We start from the raw sequence: 9965 nt of genomic DNA, 5'->3' as shown, positions 1-9965 counted from the left end.
CCTGCAGGCCCAGCAGCTCAATGGATTCTCCCAGCGCAGGCAGCGCCTGTAGCTCTTCGCTGTTGAACAGCTCCCGGCGGATCTCTACGCCGTCGGCACCCGCACCGGCAATCACGGGCAGCATCGCCCGTTGGCCGCCAGCCTGTCGCACCTGATCCGCACCATACGCGGCGGTGACCACCATTATTTTTCTGCCCATTAAGGAACTCCATCAAACGTACATCGATACTATTACGCTAGATGGAACCGGTTCCAAAGAAAAGTTCAGGATGTTGAATTTATGATCGTCATCACAAGGGGAAATTAACGGGCGGTGGAGCCGCGGACAATCAGCTCGCCGGAAAAGACCTGCTCGCGCACGGCATCGCTGATCCCTTCAATGCGACGAACCACTTGTTCAACAGCGGCATAGCCGATTTGCCAGGTCGGCTGTTTGAGCGTAGTGATGCCTACCCCGGCCAGTTCAGCCCACTCCAGTTCATCGAAGCCCAGCAGGCCGATATCGCTGCCCCAGTGCAGGCCAATGCGTTTGAGCGAGCGGGCGACCTGAAGCGTCAGCGCCCCGTTGGCCGAAATCACAGCTTTGCGCATCCCGCGATGGCGCGTGTGGAACTGACGCAGGGTATTATCGAGCTGGTCGGCTTCGTGAAGCGGAGTTTCGGCGTTTTCGGCGATCACACCGGGATAACGCTCCAGGGTGGCACGAAATGCATTCAGGCGCTCGCGACGGGTATTCACCATGCCCAGCGGCTCGCTCAGGAACAGAATTGCTTCGAAGCCCTGTTCGATCAGATGCTCGGTTGCAGTCGTGGCCGCCTGGGTATTATCCAGCCCGACAACGTCGCAGGCGAATTCCGGGATTTTACGATCGATGAGCACCATCGGCAGGGAAGACTGTTGCAGCCGGTTTAACCCTTCCTCACGCATACCCACGGCATTGACCACGATACCTTCCACCTGGTAACTGCGCAGCAGATCGAGATAATGCAGCTCCTGGTCCACCTCGTTGTTGGTGTTACAGACCAGCGGGGTAAAACCTTTCTCGCGACAGGCGGCTTCGATACCGCTCAGCACGTTTACCGAGTAGGGGTTGGTAATATCGGCGATGATAAGCCCGATAAGACGGGTACGGCCACGTTTAAGTCCGCGCGCCATGATGCTGGGGCGGTAGTCGAGATCGGCAATGGCCTGTTCAATACGTGCCAGCAGCGCATCGGAAAGCAGGTGTTTCTCGCCGTTGAGATAGCGTGAAATACTGGTTTTACCGGTTCTGGCGGCTTTCGCCACGTCGCTGATGGTGGCCCGTGTTGGTTTGCTCATCACTGAATTCCCTGACTTTAGTGAGAATACCTTAGCGGGAAAATCAACGATGGCAAGTGGTTCATTATGGAAGGTGCTGCTTGATGCCCTCACCCTAACCCTCTCCCACGGGAGAGGGCGCAAACATTTAAAACGGCAACGAATGTTGCCGTTTTGCTTCCACCTACTGCACAGGACTCAACGTAATCTCAACGCGGCGGTTCTGCGCTTTGCCTTCCGCCGTGCTGTTGCTGGCGATAGGGTTTGCCGGGCCCATACCGCTGGTGCGGATACGGTTCGCTTCAACGCCCTGGGTGATCAGCGAGCTGGCCACGGAATCAGCACGCTGCTGAGACAGACGCATGTTCAGCTCCTGGCTGCCGGTGCTGTCGGTGTAGCCAATCACATTCACGGCGGTCTTGTTGTACTCTTTTAGCACCATCGCCACGCCGGTCAGGGTATTCGCACCGGCAGGTTTCAGCGTTGCGCTGCTGCTGTCGAAGGTCACGTTGTTAGGCATATTCAGGATGATGTTGTCACCGCTGCGCGTGACGCTCACGCCTGTGCCTTTCATTTTGTCGCGCAGCTTCGCTTCCTGCACATCCATGTAATAACCCACGCCGCCGCCGAGCGCTGCGCCTGCCGCTGCGCCAATCAGCGCGCCTTTACCGCGGTCTTTTTTGGAGGAGGAGAGCGCACCTACACCCGCCCCGACCAGTGAACCGATACCCGCGCCGATGCCGGATTTACCCGCTTCGCGTTCACCGGTGTATGGGTTTGTTGTGCAGCCAGAAACCGCCAGTGCACCGCTCACCAGAGCGGCAATAACGAGTACGCGTTTTTTCATCTTCTTTCCTTAATCCTTTTTATTCTTTGCCACGACGGACGTGGCAGTTGATTATGACGTCCGGATACGGAGAAAATTCCGGGGATAACTCTGAAATTTGTGACAAACCATAAACGGCCTCAATAACAAGACCGTAAACCTGCACGCAACCAGGAGCGCACGCTTTGAGCACCTCAACAAAAACCATTCTGACCGCCGCCCACTGGGGGCCGATGCTGGTCGAAACCGACGGCGAAAATGTCCTGTCTTCCCGTGGGGCATTGCCAACACAACACCCTAACTCTTTACAGACCGTCGTTCGCGATCAGGTGCACAGCAAAACCCGCGTGCGCTGGCCGATGGTGCGTAAAGGATTTCTGGCTTCGCCGGACAAGCCGCAGGGCATTCGTGGTCAGGATGAGTTTGTGCGTGTGAGCTGGGATGACGCGCTGGCGCTGATCCACGCCCAGCACAAGCGCATCCGCGACAGCTATGGGCCAGCATCCATTTTTGCCGGCTCTTACGGCTGGCGTTCTAACGGCGTGCTGCATAAAGCATCGACATTGCTGCAGCGCTACATGAGCCTGGCCGGCGGCTACACGGGCCATCTGGGGGATTACTCCACCGGCGCGGCGCAGGCGATCATGCCGTACGTCGTCGGTGGTAATGAGGTTTATCAGCAGCAGACCAGCTGGCCGCTGGTACTGGAGCATACCGAGGTGGTGGTGCTGTGGAGTGCCAACCCTCTCAACACGCTGAAAATTGCCTGGAATGCTTCCGACGAGCAGGGTATTGGCTATTTTGATGCGCTGCGCAAGAGCGGTAAGCGCATCATCTGTATTGACCCCATGCGCTCTGAAACCATGGATTTCTTTGGTGACAGTGCCGAATGGCTCGCCCCGCATATGGGTACTGACGTGGCGATGATGCTGGGTATCGCCCACACGCTGGTAGAGAATGGCTGGCACGACGCCGACTTCCTCGCGCGTTGCACATCGGGCTTCGACAAATTCGCCGATTATCTGACGGGTAAAACGGATGGTGTTGCCAAAACGGCAGCGTGGGCAGCCGATATTTGTGGCATTCCTGCTGACAAGCTCCGTGAATTGGCCGTGTTGTTCCATGAAAACACCACGATGTTGATGTCCGGTTGGGGCATGCAGCGCCAGCAGTTTGGCGAGCAAAAACACTGGATGCTGGTGACGCTTGCCGCGATGCTCGGGCAAATTGGTACGCCGGGCGGCGGGTTTGGGCTCTCTTATCACTTCGCCAATGGCGGCAACCCCACCCGTAAAGCCGCCGTGCTGGCCTCCATGCAGGGATCGGTGAAGGGCGGCGTTGATGCCGTGGATAAAATTCCGGTGGCGCGTATTGTTGAAGCCCTGGAAAACCCGGGCGGGTTTTATCAACATAACGGTCTGGACCGCCATTTCCCGGATATTAAGTTTGTCTGGTGGGCGGGCGGGGCGAATTTCACGCACCATCAGGATACCAATCGTCTGATCCGCGCCTGGCAGAAGCCGGAGCTGGTGGTGATTTCGGAATGCTTCTGGACCGCCTCCGCCAAACATGCCGATATCGTGCTGCCGGCCACGACCTCGTACGAGCGTAACGATCTCACCATGACCGGTGACTACAGCAATCAGCATATGGTGCCGATGAAGCGTGTGGTCGCACCGCGGGATGAAGCGCGTGATGATTTTGACGTATTTGCGGAACTGAGCGAACGGTGGGAAGCGGGCGGTCGTGAGCGTTTCACCGAAGGGAAAACCGATCTTGAGTGGCTGGAAACGTTCTATCAGATTGCCGCTCAGCGCGGTGCGGCCCAGGGGGTGACGCTGCCGCCGTTTGCGGAATTCTGGGAAGCGAACGCGATTTTCGAAATGCCAGAGAGCGAGCAGAACGCGCAGTTTGTCCGTTTCGCCGATTTCCGTCGCGACCCGGAGAACCATCCGCTGAAAACCGAGAGCGGAAAGATTGTGATTTACAGTGAGCGCATTGCCCGCTTTGGGTACGCGGATTGTCCTGCGCATCCCACATGGCTTGAACCGGATGAGTGGCACGGCAATGCCCAGCCGGAGCAGCTCCAGGTGTTATCCGCGCACCCCGCGCATCGCCTGCACAGCCAGCTTAACTATTCGTCGCTGCGCGAGCAGTATGCGGTCGCCGGGCGGGAGCCGATCACGCTTCATACTGCAGATGCGAAAGCGCGCGGGATTGCGGATGGCGATCTGGTGCGCGTCTGGAACCATCGTGGGCAGGTGTTGGCCGGAGCGGTGGTGAGCGACGGAATCAAACCAGGCGTGATCTGCATCCACCAGGGCGCGTGGCCGGACCTGGACGAGAGCGGTATTTGTAAAAACGGTGCCGTTAACGTGCTGACCAAAGATCTCCCCAGCTCGAAGCTGGGGAATGGCTGCGCAGGCAACACGGCGCTGGCATGGGTCGAGAAATACCAGGGACCCGAGCTTACTCTGACGGCGTTTGATCCGCCTGCCAGCTCATGATCCACGTCGGGTGTTGGGTGTCATCCTGCCAGGCGCTGTCTTCGATACGAAAGCCCTGAGCATGGTAGAAATTCACCGCCCGGACATTTTTTTGATACACCTCCAGGCTTAAATGCGGGAAGCGCTGTTGAACGTGGTTCAGCAGCGCGCGTCCGATGCCTTTGCCGATGTACGCCGGTGCGACAAATAGTGCGCCGACAAACTGAGACTGCATCACGCTGATAAACCCGTAAGGTTCGCCATCCTGTTCCCAGACCCAGGTTTCGGCCGACGGCAGATAAACGTCCCGCACCATGGTTTCGTTCTCTTTCCAGTAGCTCGCCTCAATAAACGGATGCGCTTCCGTGGTACTTTCAAGCCATAGGCTCAACAGCGACGCGGTATTCTCACTTTGCCATTTGCGGATCATGATGGCCTCCCGGATGACAGAAGCAGCCGGTAACATGGTCATTGACCAGGCCACAGGCCTGCATAAAGGCGTAGCAGATGGTGGAGCCGACAAACTTAAAGCCGCGTTTTTTCAGCGCTTTCGAGAGTGCGTCCGAGGCCGGAGTCGAGGCGGGAATTTCCGCGAGCGTGGCGGCCTGCGTGATTTGCGGATCGTTATTCACAAACGTCCAGACAAACTCTGAGAACGGTTCACCGTTTTGTTCCATTGCCAGGTAAGCGCGTGCGTTACCGATAATGGCCTGGATCTTACCGCGATGGCGGATGATGCCTGCATTCTGCACCAGTCGCTCCACGTCGTCGTCGGTCATCGCGGCGACCCGGACGGGATCGAACTGATGAAAGGCATTGCGGTAGTTTTCGCGTTTCTTCAATACCGTAATCCATGACAAACCCGCCTGCTGACCCTCCAGGCAGATCATCTCGAAAAGTTTTTTGCCGTCCGTTTCCGGCACGCCCCATTCCCGATCGTGATAGTCGATATAGAGCTGATCCTGGCTTACCCAACCGCAACGTTGCATCGGTTATCTCCCTTATGACACGGTTATCGCAAAAATTTCATTCCGTCAGGCTTGACGTGTGACCTGTAAAGACAATAGTTAATACAGGGCCATAAGCCCTAAAAACCTCTTCCTGAACAATGATAAAAATCGCCGAATTCGGCTCTCTCTGGAGTCGCTTTGATGATAAAAAAAATCAGTGGTCGCCATGCTGTTTCTGGCCTGGTGGGGATTTCAGCCTGTCTGCTTTCTGGTCACTCAGCATTTGCCTGGCAACAGGAATATATCGTTTCAGACCCGCAAAGTAATACGGCGGAACGCTATACATGGGATGCGGATCACCAACCGCGTTATGACGATATCCTGGCGGAGCGCATCCAGTCTTCGCAAAATGCGCCGGGGCTGGCTCTGAATCTGCCCTCTGGCTCGACCTCCGCGGGGGCGATGAGCGTCGGCTGGAATTTTCCGCTGGCGGGTCATGTCACGACCGGCCCGGTGGTGGCATGGCGTTATGACGGCACCACGCCCATGATGATTAATGAGTTTGGTGATAGCGTGACAACCCAGGCGCTGACCGATCCCCTGTGGCATGCCAGCGTGAGTACGCTAGGCTGGCGCGTGGATACGCAATATGGCGAACTTCGTCCCTGGGCGCAGATTAGCTATAACCAGCAGTATGGTGAAAATCAGTGGAAATCCCAGTTCGGGATGCCGCAAACGCCTGCCCCGGCTCAAAATGGCAACTGGATGGATGTCACCGTAGGCACCGATATTCCTTTCACCTCGCACATGGCGGCGTATGCTTCCTTAGCGCAGGGGGAGGACAGCACGACGGGAGAGCAGTTTTTGTACACGCTGGGCGTAAGTGCAAATTTCTAACGTTGTTACTATTTTAAACGTCACGTTAACATCTTGAATACAATACCCGTGGGGGTTGTAGCGATAGCGGACACTAACATTCTGTCGCTTCACTCCCCGGCAAGGTCGTTCATTCCCGATTCCAGGCATTTCATTCCGTTTCTCCTGCATCTCATGCCGTTTTCCCCCAGCTGGATCAGGGTTTTGTTTATCGTTGTCCTCAGCAAATTCCCTTACTTTCTCTTGCAGGACAACTGCCATGAATACATCTTCCTACAATCGTACACGCTGGCTGACGCTCTTTGGCACCATCGTCACCCAGTTTGCGTTGGGCTCGGTCTATACCTGGAGCCTGTTTAACAGTGCCCTTTCCGACAAGCTCGGTGCGCCGATCAGTCAGGTGGCGTTCTCTTTCGGTTTGCTAAGCCTTGGGCTGGCGCTGTCCTCTTCGGTTGCGGGCAAATTGCAGGAGCGGTTCGGCGTGAAACGCGTCACGATGGCCTCGGGGATCCTGCTGGGATTGGGCTTTTTCCTGACGGCGTATTCAAACAACCTGATGATGCTCTGGCTGAGCGCCGGGGTACTGGTTGGTCTGGCGGACGGTGCCGGTTATCTGCTGACCCTGTCAAACTGCGTCAAATGGTTCCCGGAGCGTAAAGGGTTAATCTCCGCGTTTGCCATCGGTTCTTATGGCCTGGGCAGCCTCGGATTTAAATTTATCGACTCTCATCTGCTGGCGTCGGTTGGCCTCGAAAAAACCTTCATGATTTGGGGGGCTATCGTCCTGGTGATGATCCTGTTTGGCGCGACGCTGATGAAAGACGCACCGCAGCAGGAAGTGAAAACCGTTAACGGCGTGGTGGAGAATGACTTCACCCTGGCTCAATCCATGCGTAAACCCCAGTACTGGATGCTGGCGGTGATGTTCCTGACAGCCTGCATGAGTGGTCTGTATGTGATTGGTGTGGCGAAAGATATCGCGCAGGGCATGGTTAAACTGGATGCCATGACGGCGGCAAACGCGGTGACCGTGATCTCTATCGCTAACCTGTCTGGTCGTCTGGTGCTGGGTATCCTGTCCGACAAGATTGCCCGTATCCGCGTGATTACTCTTGGACAGGTGGTTTCACTGGTGGGTATGGCGGCTCTGCTGTTTGCGCCCCTGAATGAAGCGACTTTCTTTGCTGCGATTGCCTGCGTGGCCTTTAACTTCGGCGGCACCATCACGGTGTTCCCGTCACTGGTGAGCGAGTTCTTTGGTCTGAACAACCTGGCGAAAAATTATGGCGTGATTTACTTAGGCTTTGGCATCGGCAGCATTTGCGGCTCGTTAATTGCCTCGCTGTTCGGCGGATTCTATGTCACCTTCTGTGTAATATTCGCCCTGTTGATTATTTCGCTGGCCCTGTCGACGACGATTCGGCAGCCGCAGCGCGAAGTGTTTAATGAAGCACATGCCTGAAGATAAGACAAACGGCCGGGTTTCCGGCCTTTTTCTTGTCTGAAAACCGGAACTTAAGTGATATAGTCTGTTTAAGGACTTTCTTTTTTGTAAAAAACTGTACCGATCACACTCTCTGTTGCCACTTTTCCGCTTCCCTGTGGTCTACTTACCACGCTTGTAGACGTTTCTTATAACGATTCCCTGAGCGAATATCTAAGCTGTCCATTTTTTAGTGAAGTGGACGGCGGTACTGTCCCTTTTTCCGGGTAGCTTGCATGAAATACATTAAATCGATGGCGCAACAAAAGCTCTGCTTTTTGCTGGCGTTGTACATCGGCCTTTTTATGAATGGCGCAGTTTTTTTCCGTCGGTTTGACGGTTACGCGCAAGATTTCACCGTCTGGAAAGGAATTGCAGCGGTTGTCGAATTGGTCGCTGCAGTACTGGTTACCTTCTTTTTATTACGTATTCTGACACTGTTTGGTCGCCGCGTGTGGCGTGTGCTGGCAACGTTCATCGTGCTTTGCTCAGCCGGTGCCAGCTATTACATGACGTTTATGAACGTCGTTATAGGATATGGCATTATTGCTTCCGTCATGACGACAGATATAGACCTTTCTAAAGAAGTCGTTGGGTTGCATTTTATCCTCTGGCTGGTAGCGGTAAGTGCTTTGCCGCTGTTGCTCATCTGGAGTAACCGCTGCCGGTATACGCTTGTGCACCAGATCCGCACGCCAGGTAAACGCCTCAGAAGTGTTGCACTGGTACTGCTGGCAGGTCTCATGGTCTGGGGGCCGATTCGCTTGCTTGAAGTCAAGCAGAGAAGTGATGAACGCACCTCTGGCGTGGATATGCCAAGCTACGGTGGTGTAGTCGCAAACTCTTACCTGCCTTCTAACTGGATCTCTGCTCTGGGGTTATATGCATGGGCGCAGGTGGACGAATCTTCTGATAACAAATCGCTTATGAACCCGGCGAAGAAGTTTACTTATGTAGCGCCGAAAGATATCGACGATACCTATGTCGTCTTTATCATTGGCGAAACGACGCGCTGGGATCATATGGGTATTCTAGGTTATGACCGTGATACCACGCCTGAATTGGCTCAGGAGAAAAACCTGATTGCCTATCGCGGCTACTCCTGTGATACCGCCACCAAGCTCTCCTTACGCTGCATGTTTGTTCGTGAAGGGGGGGCGAGCGATAATCCGCAGCGTACCTTGAAAGAACAGAATGTGTTTTCTGTGCTTCATCAACTCGGGTTTAGCGCTGACCTCTACGCTATGCAAAGCGAGATGTGGTTCTACAGCAACACCATGGCGAAGAACATCGCTTACCGTGAGCAAATTGGTGCGGAGCCGCGAAATCGTGGCAAGGCTGTCGATGATATGCTGCTGATCGATGAGATGAAAAACTCTCTTAATGGCAACCCGGATGGCAAGCATATGATCATCCTGCATACCAAAGGGTCTCACTATAACTATACCCAGCGTTATCCTCGCAGCTTTGCGAAATGGACGCCGGAATGTGTTGGCGTTGACAAAGACTGTACCAAAGAGCAGTTAATTAACTCTTACGACAACTCAGTGTTGTATGTGGATCATTTTATCGATTCGGTGATTGACCAGGTACGGGATAAGAAAGCGATCGTGTTCTATGCGGCTGACCATGGTGAATCCATCAATGATTATGAGCATCTGCACGGTACGCCACGCAAGATGGCACCACCAGAACAGTTCCGCGTGCCGATGATGGTGTGGATGTCTGATAAATATCTGGAAGATCCAGAGAAAGCCAAAATGTTTGCTCATCTGAAACAGCAGGCAGAAATTAAGGTACCGCGCCGTCACGTTGAGTTGTACGACACCATCATGGGTTGCCTGGGTTATACCTCTCCGGACGGGGGGATTAACGAAAATAACAACTGGTGCAAACTGCCTGAAAGCAGCCAGAAAGCCGCGCAGTAGCTTGCCTGGCGAGTTTATCGCCAGTTGGATGGCTTTTTTAAATTAAGGGATTGACGGGGGCGCACCTCAGCAGTAAGATGCGCTCCGCAATCGGCGAGTAGCGCAGCTTGGTAGCGC

8 protein-coding genes and 1 pseudogene are annotated in these 9965 nt (G+C 54.8%); 4 read left to right on the top strand and 5 right to left on the bottom strand.

Annotated elements, in window-relative coordinates:
• The 3 genes and pseudogenes from APU11_RS14365 to APU11_RS14355 all read right to left on the bottom strand — a co-directional run.
• Positions 1–199: pseudogene (locus tag APU11_RS14365) on the bottom strand (sugar phosphate isomerase/epimerase); the annotation flags it as partial.
• A gap of 104 nt (positions 200–303) precedes the next feature.
• Positions 304–1320 carry a LacI family DNA-binding transcriptional regulator gene (locus APU11_RS14360; protein WP_013094979.1) on the bottom strand — a complete coding sequence of 339 codons (1017 nt, stop codon included), beginning with the start codon at positions 1318–1320 and terminating at the stop codon, positions 304–306.
• Positions 1321–1483: 163 nt separating this feature from the next.
• Positions 1484–2146 carry an OmpA family lipoprotein gene (locus APU11_RS14355; protein WP_023620074.1) on the bottom strand — a complete coding sequence of 221 codons (663 nt, stop codon included), beginning with the start codon at positions 2144–2146 and terminating at the stop codon, positions 1484–1486.
• Between the two features lie 164 nt (positions 2147–2310).
• On the opposite strand from APU11_RS14355, the gene APU11_RS14350 reads away from it, so the two are divergent.
• On the top strand, positions 2311–4632 hold the full coding sequence (locus APU11_RS14350; RefSeq protein ID WP_072200423.1) for a molybdopterin guanine dinucleotide-containing S/N-oxide reductase: 2322 nt from the start codon (positions 2311–2313) through the stop codon (positions 4630–4632).
• Here the strand turns inward: APU11_RS14350 and APU11_RS14345 are convergent.
• Positions 4595–5041, bottom strand: a complete 447-nt coding sequence (locus APU11_RS14345; protein WP_058650612.1) for an N-acetyltransferase — start codon at positions 5039–5041, stop codon at positions 4595–4597. The two genes, APU11_RS14350 and APU11_RS14345, sit on opposite strands and share 38 nt — an antisense overlap.
• Complete coding sequence (gene tag / locus APU11_RS14340; RefSeq protein WP_058650613.1) at positions 5019–5600, bottom strand: DNA-3-methyladenine glycosylase I; 582 nt, start codon at positions 5598–5600, stop codon at positions 5019–5021. Before tag ends, APU11_RS14345 begins: the two co-directional genes overlap by 23 nt.
• Before the next feature lie 159 nt (positions 5601–5759).
• Between tag and APU11_RS14335 the strand changes: the two genes are divergently transcribed.
• The 3 genes from APU11_RS14335 to eptB all read left to right on the top strand — a co-directional run bounded on the left by APU11_RS14335 (position 5760) and on the right by eptB (position 9848).
• Complete coding sequence (locus APU11_RS14335; RefSeq protein ID WP_023620076.1) at positions 5760–6458, top strand: autotransporter domain-containing protein; 699 nt, start codon at positions 5760–5762, stop codon at positions 6456–6458.
• A gap of 238 nt (positions 6459–6696) precedes the next feature.
• Positions 6697–7899 (top strand): MFS transporter, encoded by a 1203-nt coding sequence (locus APU11_RS14330; RefSeq protein ID WP_029882721.1) that lies wholly within the window; start codon positions 6697–6699, stop codon positions 7897–7899.
• Positions 7900–8156: 257 nt separating this feature from the next.
• Positions 8157–9848, top strand: coding sequence for a kdo(2)-lipid A phosphoethanolamine 7''-transferase (gene eptB / locus APU11_RS14325; protein ID WP_020686552.1), 1692 nt, complete (start codon positions 8157–8159; stop codon positions 9846–9848).
• Positions 9849–9965 lie beyond the last annotated feature (117 nt).

The sequence above is a fragment of the Enterobacter sp. 50793107 genome (assembly GCF_001463365.1).
Taxonomy (GTDB): Bacteria; Pseudomonadota; Gammaproteobacteria; order Enterobacterales; family Enterobacteriaceae; genus Enterobacter; species Enterobacter cloacae.
Note: the sequence above shows the minus strand (reverse complement) of the source record. Positions and strands in the feature narration are given on the sequence as shown.

Coding starts and splice junctions, on each gene's coding strand:
- APU11_RS14345 (WP_058650612.1), bottom strand. CDS start 5,041: ATGATCCGCAAATGGCAAAGTGAGAATACCGCGTCGCTGTTGAGCCTA.
- tag (WP_058650613.1), bottom strand. CDS start 5,600: ATGCAACGTTGCGGTTGGGTAAGCCAGGATCAGCTCTATATCGACTAT.
- APU11_RS14355 (WP_023620074.1), bottom strand. CDS start 2,146: ATGAAAAAACGCGTACTCGTTATTGCCGCTCTGGTGAGCGGTGCACTG.
- APU11_RS14330 (WP_029882721.1), top strand. CDS start 6,697: ATGAATACATCTTCCTACAATCGTACACGCTGGCTGACGCTCTTTGGC.
- APU11_RS14360 (WP_013094979.1), bottom strand. CDS start 1,320: ATGAGCAAACCAACACGGGCCACCATCAGCGACGTGGCGAAAGCCGCC.
- eptB (WP_020686552.1), top strand. CDS start 8,157: ATGAAATACATTAAATCGATGGCGCAACAAAAGCTCTGCTTTTTGCTG.